This is a genomic window from Rhodococcus sp. SGAir0479, from assembly GCF_005484805.1.
Taxonomy (GTDB): Bacteria; Actinomycetota; Actinomycetes; order Mycobacteriales; family Mycobacteriaceae; genus Prescottella.
In genome coordinates, this window is sequence record NZ_CP039432.1 from 3925037 (window position 1) to 3939605 (window position 14569).

General features: G+C 69.9%; 13 protein-coding genes. 9 read left to right on the top strand and 4 right to left on the bottom strand.

Annotated features, from left to right (window positions below; translation table 11 throughout):
- The first annotated feature begins 54 nt into the window (after positions 1–54).
- Together E7742_RS18155 and mihF are read left to right on the top strand one after the other, a co-directional pair.
- Positions 55–825, top strand: a complete 771-nt coding sequence (locus tag E7742_RS18155) for an enoyl-CoA hydratase (protein ID WP_441346928.1) — start codon at positions 55–57, stop codon at positions 823–825.
- 109 nt (positions 826–934) lie between these two features.
- Positions 935–1246, top strand: coding sequence for an integration host factor, actinobacterial type (mihF, locus tag E7742_RS18160; RefSeq protein ID WP_137800218.1), 312 nt, complete (start codon positions 935–937; stop codon positions 1244–1246).
- A gap of 123 nt (positions 1247–1369) precedes the next feature.
- Here the strand turns inward: mihF and E7742_RS18165 are convergent, their stop codons facing one another.
- Positions 1370–1717 carry a UBP-type zinc finger domain-containing protein gene (locus tag E7742_RS18165; protein WP_137800219.1) on the bottom strand — a complete coding sequence of 116 codons (348 nt, stop codon included), beginning with the start codon at positions 1715–1717 and terminating at the stop codon, positions 1370–1372.
- A gap of 164 nt (positions 1718–1881) precedes the next feature.
- Between E7742_RS18165 and E7742_RS18170 the strand changes: the two genes are divergently transcribed.
- Entirely contained in the window at positions 1882–3354 is a 1473-nt protein-coding gene (locus E7742_RS18170; protein ID WP_137800220.1) for a flavin-containing monooxygenase, read from the top strand.
- A gap of 17 nt (positions 3355–3371) precedes the next feature.
- On the top strand, positions 3372–5720 hold the full coding sequence (locus E7742_RS18175; RefSeq protein ID WP_137801292.1) for a heavy metal translocating P-type ATPase: 2349 nt from the start codon (positions 3372–3374) through the stop codon (positions 5718–5720).
- Positions 5721–5753: 33 nt separating this feature from the next.
- Here the strand turns inward: E7742_RS18175 and E7742_RS18180 are convergent, their stop codons facing one another.
- From E7742_RS18180 to E7742_RS18190, 3 genes are all read right to left on the bottom strand, one after another.
- On the bottom strand, positions 5754–7499 hold the full coding sequence (locus E7742_RS18180; protein ID WP_137800221.1) for a cutinase family protein: 1746 nt from the start codon (positions 7497–7499) through the stop codon (positions 5754–5756).
- A 96-nt stretch (positions 7500–7595) separates the two neighbouring features.
- Positions 7596–8909 (bottom strand): RNA polymerase sigma factor, encoded by a 1314-nt coding sequence (locus E7742_RS18185; protein ID WP_137800222.1) that lies wholly within the window; start codon positions 8907–8909, stop codon positions 7596–7598.
- 4 nt (positions 8910–8913) lie between these two features.
- Positions 8914–9336 (bottom strand): YciI family protein, encoded by a 423-nt coding sequence (locus E7742_RS18190; protein WP_137800223.1) that lies wholly within the window; start codon positions 9334–9336, stop codon positions 8914–8916.
- A 184-nt stretch (positions 9337–9520) separates the two neighbouring features.
- Here E7742_RS18190 and E7742_RS18195 point away from each other — a divergent pair, with 184 nt between their 5' ends.
- The 5 genes from E7742_RS18195 to E7742_RS18215 all read left to right on the top strand — a co-directional run bounded on the left by E7742_RS18195 (position 9521) and on the right by E7742_RS18215 (position 14535).
- On the top strand, positions 9521–9865 hold the full coding sequence (locus E7742_RS18195) for a TraR/DksA family transcriptional regulator (protein ID WP_137800224.1): 345 nt from the start codon (positions 9521–9523) through the stop codon (positions 9863–9865).
- 59 nt (positions 9866–9924) lie between these two features.
- Positions 9925–10368: a helix-turn-helix transcriptional regulator gene (locus E7742_RS18200; protein WP_137800225.1), complete on the top strand. Its 444-nt coding sequence runs from the start codon at positions 9925–9927 to the stop codon at positions 10366–10368.
- Between the two features lie 56 nt (positions 10369–10424).
- Entirely contained in the window at positions 10425–12791 is a 2367-nt protein-coding gene (locus E7742_RS18205) for an ATP-binding cassette domain-containing protein (protein ID WP_137800226.1), read from the top strand.
- 23 nt (positions 12792–12814) lie between these two features.
- Positions 12815–13501, top strand: coding sequence for a DNA alkylation repair protein (locus E7742_RS18210; RefSeq protein WP_137800227.1), 687 nt, complete (start codon positions 12815–12817; stop codon positions 13499–13501).
- A 113-nt stretch (positions 13502–13614) separates the two neighbouring features.
- Positions 13615–14535, top strand: coding sequence for an alpha/beta hydrolase (locus tag E7742_RS18215; RefSeq protein WP_137800228.1), 921 nt, complete (start codon positions 13615–13617; stop codon positions 14533–14535).
- Positions 14536–14569 lie beyond the last annotated feature (34 nt).

The window sequence follows — 14569 nt, forward strand, 5'->3', positions numbered from 1 at the left end:
AGTCGGGCGTACGGCGCGAGTACAGTCCGAGGGAGGACTGGAAGCATGGGTGACATGATCGAATCGGACGCCGACGACGCCACCGGTATCGCGCGAATCGTGCTCAACCGGCCGAGTCAGCGAAACCCCCTGTCCGTCAGCGTGATGCGGCAGATCACCGCCGCCCTGCGTACGCTCGCGCGCGATCCCGCGGTCCGGGTGGTCGTGATCGCCGCGATGGGGCCGGTGTTCTCCGCCGGGCACGATCTCTCCGAAATGGTCGACCGCACCCTCGACGACGAGCGGATCGTCTTCGAGGCGTGCACCGCGATGATGGACACCGTGCAGGCCGTTCCGCAGCCGGTGATCGCAGCTGTGCAGGGCCCCGCGATTGCGGCAGGGTGTCAGTTGGCCGCGTCGTGCGACCTGGTGGTGGCGTCGTCGGACGCGGTGTTCGGTACGCCGGGCGTACGGATCGGTCTCTTCTGTTCCACGCCCATGGTCGCGCTCAGCCGGGCGGTGGGACGCAAACGTGCGATGCAGATGTTGCTCACCGGCGAGACCGTCGACGCCGCCACCGCCGCCGACTGGGGCCTGGTCAATGTCGTTGTGCCGCCGGACCAATTGGACGCTAGTGTCAGAGAACTGGCGGCACGCATCGCCGAGTCCAGTCCTCTGACTCTGGCGATCGGCAAGCAGGCGTTCTATCGACAGATCGATCTGCCGCAGGACGAGGCGTACGCGTTGATGACCGAGACAATGGCGGAGAACGCCGTCACCTGCGACGCGCAGGAAGGGATGAGCGCATTTCTCGCGAAACGTAAACCGAACTGGACGGGCAAATGACGCGAATGGACGCGAGAACTCGACACGCGGAGCCAACTTGACGCGCGCAGAAGCCCATTGCGTTCTAGCCTGGGGTCCATTCCGGGTTCCGCGACAGAGAGGCACATCCATGGCTTTGCCCACCTTGACCCCCGAACAGCGCGCCGCCGCGCTCGAGAAGGCCGCCGCCTCCCGCAAGGCGCGATCCGAGCTGAGGGAAGGCCTGAAGTCGGGCAAGCTCACCCTCGTCGAGGTTCTCGACAAGGCAGACACCGACGAACTCGTCGGCAAGACCAAGGTGCTGTACCTGCTCGAATCCCTGCCGAAGGTCGGCAAGATCAAGGCCCGCGACATCGCCGAGTCGGTCGGCATCGCCGAGACCCGCCGCGTGTCCGGTCTGGGCGCCCGCCAGCGCGCCGATCTGATCGCCAAGCTCGGCTGACACCACCCGAGACGCGAGCGACCCCGCACCGGAAGGTGCGGGGTCGCTCGCGTCTGGGGCACCGTCAGGCGTGCACGACGCCGACGGCCGGCGCGAACTCGGGATCAGCTCACGGGAAGCCTCTCAGTGGATTCGGTCGGCCCAGTCGACGGGCACACGGTCGGCGGGCCCCGGCGCCGTCTGTTCGAGGGGGTGATGTTGTGGGGGAGCCAGTTCCGGGCCGTCGGCGAGCTGCTGCGTGCGGTAGTCCCAGAACCACGTCTCACCCGGCTCGTAGCTGCGGATGATCGGATGCCCGGATGCGGCGGCATGAGCGCTCGCGTGCTGCCCCGGAGACGAATCGCAGCAGCCGATGTGCCCGCACGCGGCGCAGCGACGCAGATGGACCCACCACCCGTCGACGGCCTCGCATTCGACGCAGCCGGTACCGCTCGGTCGGGCGTTCGGATCGATGTCGGGGATCTCGTTCACGCGTGCCTCCTCGGGAGTGGCCGTGGCTCCGGCGCCCGGTCCGTCTCCCGCCCATTGTCGTCCCCCGCGGTCGATCCGAGGGTCGGATGCTCGCCCCACCGGCGTCGATGGGGATAACGTGCAGGGCAGACGTCGTTCACGAGCACCCGTAGCCGGAGGATCCGATGAGCGAGACCGACGCCCCCACACCTGTCCATGTCGATGTCCTCGTCGTCGGCGCCGGGCTGTCCGGGATCGGCGTGGCCGCCCGGCTCCGGCGCGAACACCCCGAGCGGACACTGGCGATCCTCGAGTCCCGCGCAGCCTCGGGCGGAACCTGGGACCTCTTCCGGTATCCCGGCATCCGCTCCGACTCGGACGTGCAGACCTACGGCTACGACTTCAAGCCGTGGAAGGGACGCAAGGCTCTCGCCCCGGCCGCCGAGATCCTCGACTACATCCGCGAGACGGCCCGCGAGTACGACGTCGAGAACTGCATTCGATACCGCCACAGGGTGGTTCGCGCCGAGTGGTCCTCCACGGACGCCCGATGGACCGTGACCGCCCGCAACGGCGACACCGGCGACATCACGACCTTCACCACCGACTGGTTGTTCTGTGCCACCGGGTACTACAACTACGACCGGGGGTACACGCCGGACATCCCCGGCATCGAACGGTTCACCGGGCGCGTCGTGCACCCGCAGCAGTGGCCCGCGGACCTGGATTACGCGGGGAAGCGGGTGGTGGTCATCGGGTCCGGCGCCACCGCGGTGACGCTGATTCCGGCCATGGCCGACGCCACCGAACACGTCACGATGCTGCAGAGGTCGCCGTCGTACATCATTCCGCTGCCGGCGGAGGACACGGTGTCCGACCTGTTCCGGCGTGTGCTGGGCGACCACCGCGGTTACCGGCTGGCCCGGAAGAAGAACATCGCGCTGAACGTCTGGATCTACAAGCTCTGCCAACGCTTTCCCCGTCGGGCGCGGGCGGTGATCCGCTGGCTGAACAAACGTATGCTCCCGGACGGGTTCGACGTCGACACACACTTCAATCCCCGGTACGACCCGTGGGACCAGCGGCTGTGTGTCGTGCCGGGCGGCGACCTGTTCGCGACGATCCGGAAGGGCAAGGCATCGGTCGTCACCGACCGGATCGAGACCGTCGACGAGACCGGCATCGCGCTCGCGTCGGGGCGACACCTCGACGCCGACATCGTCGTCACCGCGACCGGCCTCGACCTGCTCGCCCTCGGCGGTCTGGAACTGTGCATCGACGGCGAGCGGGTCGACATCACGAAACGACTGGTGTTCAAGGGCACGATGCTCTCCGACGTCCCCAACTTCTCGTTCGTCTTCGGATACACGAACGCGCCGTGGACGCTCAAGGTCGATCTCGTGGCCGAATACCTGTGCCGGCTGCTGACGGCGATGGACCGCCGGGGCGCGCAGGTCGCGGTGGCCGAGCAGCGCGCGGGAATGGGCACCCGGCCGCTGCTCGACTTCGCCGCCGGGTACATCCAGCGATCCCTCGACCGGTGGCCCCAGGCCGGCACCGAGGATCCGTGGAATCTGCAGATGGACTACCACAAGGACGTGGCCGTCCTGCGCGAGACGCCGGTCGACGACGGCTCCCTCACCTTCACCCCGGCGTGACGACCGGGAGCGGCACGGTGGAGGCCGACGTGCGATCCCGGCAGCGCGCCCGACTGCGCCGCCTGGGGGAACCTGCGCTGTTGGCGGTCACGACGGTGGCACTGGTCGCCGGCGCCGTCGCCTGGCTCGTCGGCGCCCGCGACGTCGCGGACGTGTGCTGGATCGCCGGGACGGTCGTCGCGGTCGTGCCCGCGGCGTGGTGGGTGATCGACGCGCTCCGCCGCCGCCGGGTCGGGGTCGATCTCATCGCGGTCCTGTCGTTGGTCGGCACGCTGGCGGTCGGTGAGTACCTCGCGGGCGCGTTGATCGGCGTCATGCTGGCCACCGGCCAGACCCTCGACGCGGCCGCGGAACGCCGGGCCACCAAGGACCTGCGCTCCCTCCTCGATCACGCGCCCCGCACCGCGCGGCGCCGGGTGGGCGGGAACGTCGACACCGTGCCGCTCGACACCGTGGTCGCCGGTGACACGCTGGTGGTGGGGCCCGGTGAGGTGGTGCCGGTCGACGGCTGGGTCACGTCAGAGTCGGCGGTGCTCGACGAATCCGTTCTCACGGGCGAGCCGCTGGCCGTGCCGCACGGGCGTGGGGAGGCGCTGCGCAGCGGAACCGTCAACGCCGGAGCCCCCTTCGAGATGCAGGCCCGCACGACCGCCGAGCAGAGCACGTATGCCGGTATCGTCCGTCTGGCCCGAGACGCGGCCGCCGAGAGCGCGCCGGTGGTACGGGTCGCGGACCGCATCGCAGCCTGGTTCCTGCCGTTGGCGCTCACGGTCGCCGGCGCTGCGTGGCTCTTCAGCGGTTCGGCCACCCGCGCGGTCGCCGTGTTGGTCGTCGCCACTCCGTGCCCGCTCCTGCTGGCCGCGCCGGTGGCGATCGTGTCGGGTCTCTCGCGGGCGTCCCGCCGCGGCGTGGTGATCCGCAACGGGGGCGCGCTCGAGAACCTCGGGCACGCAACCACGTTGGTGTTGGACAAGACGGGCACGCTCACCGCCGGCCGCCCCACCGGCACCGACGTCCTCACCGCACCCGACGGCGATGCCACCGAGGTACTGCGGCTCGCCGCGTCGGCCGACCAGCTCTCGCCGCACGTGCTGGCCGAGGCCATCGTGCAGGAGGCGAAGGTCCGGGGCCTGCCCCTGTCGCTGCCCACGGACGTGGACGAGGAGGCCGGGACCGGTGTGACCGCGACCGTCGACGGTCACCGTGTCGCGGTCGGGACGCTGACCCTGGCCGCGGACGCACCGCCGTGGGCGCGTTCGGCGCACGGCCGGGCGGCACTCGACGGTGCCGCGACCGTGTGGGTGACCGTCGACGGCACCCTCGCCGGGGCGATTCTGCTGGTCGATCCGGTGCGCCGCGACGCCGCCCGCACCCTGCGCCGGCTGCGCGCGGCGGGGCTGCACCGGCTCGTCATGCTCACCGGGGACCGGCCGGAACCGGCGGCCGAGATCGGCGCGGTCCTCGGCCTCGACAGCGTCCACGCCGAACAGACGCCCGCCGACAAGGTGGCAGGGGTCCGCGCCGAACGCGACCGGGCCGTCACGGTGATGGTCGGGGACGGAGTGAACGACGCGCCCGCGCTGGCGGCGGCGACCGTGGGCGTGGCGATGGGTGCCCGAGGCTCGACGGCCACGTCGGAGGCGGCCGACGTCGTGCTCACCACCGACCGCCTCGACCACCTCGCGGACGCGATGGCGATCGCGCGCCGGTCCCGGCGCATCGCCGTGCAGAGTGCCACGGTCGGCATGGGATTGTCCTTGGTGGCCATGGGCTTCGCGGCGTTCGGTGTGCTGCCGCCCGCCGCGGGCGCCCTGCTGCAGGAGGGCATCGACGTGGCCGTCATCCTCAACGCGTTGCGGGCACTGCGCGGTGGTCTCGGCGACGCGGTGCCGCTACCGGAGGACACCGAGGCGCTGCTGCACCGCTTCTCGGCCGAGCACGACGACCTGCGCGATCAGCTGGCGATTCTGCGGGACACCGCGGATTTGCTCGCGTCCGGGAATCTCGCCGCCGCCCACACCGGCCTCCGCCGTGTCGACGCGTTCCTGTTCGACACCCTGCTGCCTCACGAGGAGGCCGAGGACCGCGAGCTGTATCCGGCGCTCGCCACCCCGCTGGGCACCGCCGAGGCCACCGCCACGATGAGTCGCATGCACGCCGAGATCGACCGCCTCGCACGCCGGCTGCGGACCCATCTGGCGCGGGCCGACGCGGCCGGGACCATCACCGCCGACCAGGTCGACGACTTGCTCGCGGGCCTGTACGGACTGCACGCGCTGCTACGGCTGCACTTCGTCCAGGAGGAGGAGAACTACTTCACGCTCGCCCCCGAGCCGGACACGCAGGCCCCGACCACTCGCGAGTGAGCGGTCGGGGCCTGTCGACGCGGTGCGCCCGTGTCAGCCTCGCGGTGTCGACGCCGTGGCGGGCGTCGACGTCGGTGCAGCGGTGGTGGTCGGGACGGCCGCCGTGGTCGTCGCCTGCGGCGCCGCAGTTTCCGTCGGGAGCGGTGTCTCGGTCGCGACGGTTCCGGCCACGTCCGTGCCCGGGCCGGGGGCCGGCGCCTGGGAATCTGCCGCCGGCGCCTCGGTGACGACCGGCTGGGCCGGCTCGGCGACCGGCCGCGTGGACGGTTGCGTCGACGGTGCGGCGGCGGGTGCCGACGTGGGAGCGGCGGAGGACGCCGCCGCGGACGACGACGCGACCTCGTCGAGCGCCGCCGACAGCTCCGCCGCGCTCGGCTTCGCGGACGAGTTCACCGGCTTGCCGCTCTGCGCCTGCTTCGCCAGGTACGTCAGCCAGGCGGCCGCGTAGTCGGCCGAGGTGAGCGGCCGGCCCGTCGCCGGGTCGGCGTCGCGCCAGTAGTCGAAGTGGTGTCCGATGTCCCGCGCCAACGTCAGCTGGTACGGATCGCTCATGATCACCGGGATGGTGTTCTGATTCGTCACGATCAGGCCGACGATCTCCTTGAACAGTTTCTGCGGCAGGTAGGCGAGCGGCGACATCTTCTCGGTGGTGATCGAATCCTCGTCGTCGGCCGCGGGCGCGGAGACGTCGGACGGAGCGGACGGGTCGGCGGCCACCGGGCTCGTCGTCGGGGTGGTCGTCGGACGCGTGTACGACGGATCCGACACCTTCAGCAGCACGTCGAGGAACGTCTCGTCGCTCTGCATCCAGTCGGGCTGCGACCGGATGTCCGCGAACGCGTCGAGCGCGATGCGCGAGAGCACCGTGGCGACGTCGATACCCGTCGCGACCGTCAACTGCTCCCGCTCGAGCGCGTCGACGTTCAGCTGCCGGCCCACGTTCACCACCAGTTGTAGCAGCGAAATATTCTGTGGCGCAGCGCAGGTGAGATCGCCGTCGGAACAGAACGACGCGATCCGGCCGGCCAGCGCGCCGAAGTCGGAGCCGCCCGTGTCGGGCAGTGCGCCCTGACCGGGGACGGGGTTCTTGCCGTTCTGGTACTTCACGTCGAACCCGTCCGGGTTGGTGAAGGGATTCTTCGCCCCCGGGAACGGGCCCTGTCCCGCGTCGCGTCCGGCATCGGCGAGGATGACGACCCCGACGACGTTCGCCGGATCCACGATGCCGTACTCACCGTTCGTGTCCGCGTCCTGATGACCGACGTTCATGGCGACCCGGCGGGCGACGTCGGCGCCCTCGCTGTACCCGACGATCGCGAACTTGGTGTCCGGGCACGACGCGCGGATCGCCTTGATCACCGATTCGGTGTTCGCGACGCCGGTGCTCACCGACGTCTCGTAACTCGACATGTCGGCCGGGTAGGAGATGTACATCGCCGCATACGAACCCGGCGCGACGGCCTTCAGTGGCGCACTGGAGGCCTGATCGATCCACGTGCTCACGTAGTCGTCGGCCGACGCGGCGGGCAACTCGCGGCCGTCGGCGTCCACGAGCATCTTCGTCGTGCCCGGTCGCGGGGTGTCACCGCGCCCGGCGATCGACAACGTCACCATGTCGTGGCAGTCGGTGGTCGAGGCCGTCAGCTCGGTGTCGACCGTGCGGGGCGGGGCGGACCACAGTGCCCACGTCAGTACCACCAACAGCGCCATGCCGAGCGCAACCGGGGTCAGCACCCTGGTCGCGAGCGGATGCCGCCCGAGAACGTCGCGAATTGTCATGTCCACTCCCCACACCCGACTCACCGAACACGCGTGGGCAGACCCCCCCTACCTCGCGTCACGTCATGGGAGACGTCGGGAACGGGGAGGGCGGCGTTACAGAGCGGGATCCCGGCCGTCGTCCGGTGGGGACATCGCCGCGACGCGGTCCAGCAGGAGGCGCCGCTCCCGTTCGTTGGCCGTCAGGCGTGCGGCGGCCGCGAACTCCACGCGCGCCTCCGCCGTCCGGCCGAGTCGGGTGAGGAGTTCGGCCCGTGTGGCCGGCAGGAACCGGTAGCCGGCCAACCGTCCGTCGGCCACGATCGAATCGACGATCTCGAGGGCCGCCGCGGGCCCGACCGCCATCGACACCGCCGCGGCACGGTTGAGCTCGACGACGGGTGACGGGGCCAGCCGGCCGAGCGCCTCGTACAGCAACACGATTCGCTCCCAGTCGGTGTCGCCGACCGAGGCCGCGACGGCATGGCATTCCGCGATGGCCGCCTGTAACGCGTAGGCGCCCCGGCCGCGGCCGAGTGCGTCCGCCCGCGTCAGCGCGGTCCGTCCGCGGGTGATCGCTCCTCGATCCCAGCGGCGTCGGTCCTGGTCGGCGAGCAGCACGGGGTCGCCGTTCGCATCGAGCCGAGCCGGGAACCGGGCCGCGGTGAGCTCCATCAGAGCCACCAGTCCGTGCACCTCCGGCTCGCGGGGAACCAGCTCGGCCAGCACACGAGCCAGCCGCAGAGCCTCGCGGCTCAGTTCCGGGCGCATCCAGTCGTCGCCGGCGCTGGCCGAATGCCCCTCGTTGAACACGAGGTAGAGCACCCCGAGCACGGCGGCGAGACGTTCGCCGAACTCTGCACGCTCGGGCACCACGAACGGGACCTTCGCCGCCGCCAGCGTCTTCTTCGCGCGCACTATGCGCTGCTGCACCGTCGACGTCGGCACGAGGAAGGCGCGGGCGATCTCGTCGCTGGACAGGCCACCGACCACCTTGAGCGTCAACGCCACCCGCGCCTCCCGGGACAGCACCGGATGACACGACACGAACACCAGCCGGAGCACGTCGTCGTCGATGCGGTCCGGATCCCAGGGCACATCGTCACTGTCGGCGGCCTCGGTCCCGAGATCGTGGGCGATCGCGGCGAGGCGGGCGTCGTAGCGCTCCTGCCGCCGCCACCCGTCGATCGCCTTGCGCTTGGCGACCGTCGTCAGCCACGCACCCGGGTTGGCCGGGACCCCGGTCTCCGGCCACTGGGCCAACGCGTCCGCCAGGGCCTCCTGGGCGAGGTCCTCGGCACGACCGAAATCGCCGACCGTCCGGGTGAGGGTCGCGACGATGCGGGCCGACTCGATCCGCCACACCGCCGCGACGGAGCGCCGCACCGACTCCGACCGGTCCGGGCCGCGCTCCGTCGGGGTCCGTGCCATCGGCTCAGGCCTTGCGACCCTCGAGCTCGTCGCGCCAGCCCTCTTCCTTCTGGATCCACTCGTTGTCCTGCGGGAAGTCCTCGACGCCGGTCACCCGGCGCACCTCGAGCTTCGTGCCGGGCCCGAGCGGCGCGCGCTTGGCCCATTCGGCGGCCTCCTCCTTGGACGCGACCTCGAGGATCCAGAAGCCGTTGAACAGTTCCTTGGTCTCCCCGTAAGGACCGTCGGTGACGAGCGGTGTCTCGCTGGAGAAGTCGACGACGAAGCCCTCGTCGGCATCCGAGAGCCCCTCACCCGCGAGCAGTACGCCGGCCTTCATCATGGCCTCGTTGTACTTGCCCATGTCCTCGATGATCTGCTCGAACGGGATGTCCTTCGATGCCTCGATCGCCTCGTCGGTGACGCGCATGATCAGCATGTACTTCATCGGTTCCGCTCCTTCGTCCGGGTCGCCAACCGACCCTCTCATCGACGACGTCGAACGGGAAGACGGCGGATCGACACGTCGGAGAAAATTCTTTCCGGAACTCGATCGGACCGGGGTGAGGTACATCGGTTCGGTCCGCGCCACCGCGGGGAAGATCCGCGCCGCCCGCCCTGTTGTCCCAGGCATGGACGACGTTGATCATCGAGCCCGGATCACCGAGGAACGCGCGGACGCCGAGCGTCGCGCCGCGGCCCTGACCCGCCGGTTCGGCGAGATCGTCGAGGGGTCGGAATTCACCACCGACGACGACGAGCACGATCCGGAAGGGTCGACCATCGCGTTCGAACGGGCACAGGTCTCGGCGCTGCTGGCCTCCGCGCGGCACGAGATCGAGGAGCTGGACGCTGCGCTGGGCCGACTCGAGACCGGCTCGTACGGCGTCTGCATCCACTGCGGACGCGCCATCGCCGGGCCCCGACTGGACGCGCTGCCCGCGACCCGCACGTGCATCGACTGCTCGTCCCGCTGACCGATCACGATCTCGTTCGGTACTGGGCATCGTCGGAGTGACGTGGCACGATCACGTCCGTGACCAGCAGACCCGCGGCAACGCCCAACCTGGCCGACCTCGCGCGCCTGCGTCGCGTCCGCGACCGGATCGACCGAGAGTACGCGCAGCCGCTGGACGTCGAGGCGCTCGCGCGCGGGGTGCACATGTCGGCCGGGCACCTCAGCCGCCAGTTCCGGCTCGCGTACGGCGAGGCCCCCTATTCGTATCTGATGACCCGGCGGATCGAGCGTGCGATGGCGCTGCTCCGTCGTGGCGACCTGAGTGTCACCGAGGTCTGCTTCGAGGTGGGCTGCTCGTCCCTCGGCACGTTCAGCACCAGGTTCACCGAACTGGTCGGTGTGCCGCCCAGCGTCTACCGGCAGGAGGCCACGGGGGCGACCGCCGGGATGCCGTCGTGCGTGGCGAAGCAGGTGACCCGACCGATCAGAAATAGAGAAGCGTCGGCTTCGAGCCGCATCTAGCGTGGGGTCACAGCGCTCACCTGCACACACGCCCCCGCTCGACAGATGGAGACACCATGAGCTCGAACACCCTGCACGCCGCCGACAGCCACGACCTCATCCGCGTGCACGGCGCCCGCGAGAACAATCTCAAGGACGTCAGCGTCGAGATTCCCAAGCGGCGGCTCACGGTGTTCACGGGTGTCTCCGGGTCGGGCAAGAGCTCGCTGGTGTTCAGCACGATCGCCGCCGAATCACAGCGGATGATCAACGAGACCTACAGCGCCTTCGTGCAGGGCTTCATGCCGACGCTGGCACGCCCGGACGTCGACGTCCTCGAAGGCCTGACGACGGCCATCATCGTCGACCAGGAGCGGATGGGTGCCAACCCGCGGTCGACGGTGGGTACCGCGACCGACGCCAACGCGATGCTGCGCATCCTGTTCAGTCGCCTCGGCAGGCCGCACATCGGTTCGCCGCAGGCGTTCTCGTTCAACGTCGCGTCCATCAGCGGTGCCGGCGGCGTCACCGTCGAGAAGGCGGGCCGCACGGTCAAGGAACGGCGCAGTTTCAGTGTCACCGGTGGCATGTGTCCCCGCTGCGAGGGCATGGGCAAGGTCTCCGACTTCGACCTGACCGCGCTCTACGACGACAGCAAGTCCCTCAACGAGGGTGCACTGACGATCCCGGGCTACAGCATGGACGGCTGGTACGGCCGCATCTTCCGCGGCTGCGGGTTCTTCGACCCGGACAAGCCGATCGCCGAGTTCACCAAGAAGCAGCTGAACGATCTGCTCTACAAGGAGCCCACCAAGGTCAAGGTCGACGGCGTCAACGTCACCTACGAGGGCCTGATCCCGAAGATCCAGAAGTCGTTCCTGTCCAAGGATCGTGAGGCCATGCAGCCGCACATCCGGGCGTTCGTCGACCGCGCGATCACGTTCCAGACCTGCCCCGAGTGCGAGGGCACACGCCTGAGCGCCGAGGCACGGTCGTCGAAGATCGACGGCGTCAGCATCGCCGACGTCTGCGCCATGCAGATCAGCGATCTCGCCGATTGGGTACGCGCACTGGACGAACCGTCCGCCGCCCCGTTGCTGAAATCGCTGGGCGAGACTCTCGACTCGTTCGTCGAGATCGGCCTGGGCTACCTCAGCCTCGACCGCCCGGCAGGTACCCTCTCCGGCGGAGAGGCGCAGCGCACCAAGCTGATCCGGCACCTCGGGTCGTCGCTCACGGATGTCACGTACGTGTTCGACGAGCCGACGATCGGCCTTCACCCGCACGACATCGCGCGCATGAACGATCTCCTGTTGCAGCTGCGGGACAAGGGCAACACCGTGCTGGTGGTCGAGCACAAGCCGGAGGCCATCGCGATCGCCGACCACGTCGTCGACCTCGGGCCGCGCGCCGGTACCGAGGGCGGCGAGATCGTCTTCGAGGGCAGCGTGGACGAATTGCGTGCGAGTGGGACGCTCACCGGCAAGCACCTCGACGACCGTGCCGCGCTCAAGTCGTCGGTGCGAGAGTCGTCGAACGCCTTGGAGATCCGCGGCGCCGCCACCCACAACCTGCGCGATGTCGACGTCGACATCCCGCTGGGCGTCCTGGTCGTGGTGACCGGTGTCGCCGGGTCCGGCAAGAGTTCGCTGATCGCCGGGTCGGTGGCCCGTCGGGACGGTGTGGTGTCGATCGACCAGGGCGCGATCAAGGGTTCGCGGCGCAGCAACCCGGCCACCTACACCGGGCTGCTCGAGCCGATCCGGAAGGCGTTCGCAAAGGCCAACGGCGTCAAGCCCGGGCTGTTCAGCGCCAACTCGGAAGGGGCGTGCCCCAACTGCAACGGCGCCGGCGTCGTGTACTCCGACCTGGCGATGATGGCGGGCGTCTCCGCGCCCTGCGAGGTGTGCGAGGGCAAGCGCTTCCAGGCCGAGGTCCTCGACTACACGTTCGGCGGCAAGGACATCAGCGAAGTGCTGACGATGTCGGTGGCTCAGGCCGAGGAGTTCTTCGGCTCCGGTGACGCGAAACTGCCCGCGGCACACAAGATCCTCACCCGCCTCGCCGACGTCGGACTGGGCTACGTGAAGATCGGTCAGCCGCTCACCACGCTGTCCGGCGGTGAGCGTCAACGCCTCAAGCTGGCCACGCACATGGGCGAGAAGGGCGATGTCTACATCCTCGACGAGCCCACCACCGGCCTACACCTGGCCGACGTCGAGAACCTTCTCGGTTTGCTCGACCGACTGGTCGACTCCGGCAAGTCCGTGATCGTCATCGAACACCACCAGGCCGTGATGGCACACGCGGACTGGATCATCGACCTCGGTCCGGGCGCCGGACACGACGGCGGGCGGATCGTCTTCGAGGGCACACCGCGGGCTCTCGTCGAGGCACGCTCCACGCTCACCGCCAAGCACCTGGCCGAGTACGTCGGCGCCTGAGCGAACCCGTAGAGGAGATCGTCGTGGCCACTGGTTCGACACCCGAGGCGACCGTCGGTGAGGTGCAGGCCGAACTCACGGCCCTCGAGGATCCCAAGATCCGCGCCGTGAACGAGCGGCACGGCGACGACCACGGTGTGAACCTCACCAAGCTGCGGGCGCTGGCCAAGCGGCTCCGGACCCAGCCCGAGCTCGCCCGCCAGCTGTGGGCGACCGGTGACACCGCATCCCGCCTCGTCGCGATCCTCGTCAGCCGACCCAAGGCGTACAGCGAGTCCGAGTTGGACACCATGCTCCGCGAGGCGCGAGTGCCGAAGGTGCACGACTGGCTGCTCGGTTACGTCGTCAAGAAGAGCCCGCACGTCGAGGCCCTGCGCACCGCGTGGTTCGACGATCCCGACCCCGTCGTCGCGAGCGCCGGCTGGGCGCTCACCAGCGACCGCGTGGCGAAGTCGCCCGACGGGCTCGATCCGTCCGGCCTCCTCGATGTCATCGAGACCGACATGAAGGACGCACCGGACCGGCTGCAGTGGGCGATGAACGCGTGCCTCGCCACCATCGGCATCCACCATCCCCGGTACCGGAGCCGGGCGATCGAGATCGGGGAACGCCTGGAGGTTCTGAAGGACTACCCGACCCCACCCAACTGCACCTCGCCCTACGCGCCCATCTGGATCGACGAGATCGTGCGGCGGCAAACCAGTCGGTAGCCCGTCTCGGCTCCCTCCGACGTCCTCGGAGCGGCGGACGGGCGACTGCCCGGTCGACGGGTAGCGTCCGGGAGCGCCGATGATCTCGACAGTTCCGACGGGGAGGGGGACGCGTGCGGTTCGCGTTGGAGGATGTGACGGCCACCGTGCCTACCGAGCAGATCGACGAGACCCGGCAGTTCTACCGGTCGCGGCCGTCGGGCCGCGGTCCCGCCGGCCGCGAGGAGCTGATGGAGGCACGGGCGGCGACGCCCCCTCCCGCACCCGCCGAGCCACCAGCCACCGAGGAGGTGGCCGACGGCACGGGAAGCGCGGTGCCGCTACGGATCTTCACGCCCAGCAGCGGCCGGGTGCGAGGCGTGTACCTGGACATCCACGGTGGCGGCTTCTACATGGGCACCGCGGCGGCGGACGACGTCCGCAATCGTGCGCTCGCAGAGGATCTCGAGCTGGTTGTGGTCAGCCCGGACTACCGGCTGGCACCCGAGCACCCGTGGCCGGCCGCACCCGACGACTGCGAGGCGGCCGCGCGTTGGTTGCTCGACCACGCCGAGACCCGCTTCGGCACGTCCCGACTGGCCATCGGGGGACGGTCGGCGGGAGCCACGCTCGCGGCGGCCACACTGCTCCGGCTGCGAGACCGCGACATGGGGCACGGTTTCGTCTGTGCCGTCCTGCAGTTCGGCACGTACGACGTGAGTGCGCAGACTCCACCCGGACGGCGGATCGCCGACGAGTACTTCATCCAGGCGTACGTCGGCCACGTGGAGGACCGCACCGACCCGGACATCTCCCCGATCTACGCCGACCTCCACGGCCTGCCGCCGGCGCTGCTGGTCGTCGGGAGCGAGGACGTGCTGCTGGAGGACAACCTGGCGATGGCCGCGCGGCTCTCGGCGGCGGGCAACGACGTCGAGCTCCGGATCTACCCCGCGTCGCCCCACGGCTTCACCGGGCACCCCACGGCCATCGCGCGGACCGCCCGCGACGGGATCGGTTCGTGGCTGCGACGTCGGCTCGTGCAGCAACCGTAGGGCGCAGCGGCACCGCAGCAGTCCCCGACACTCT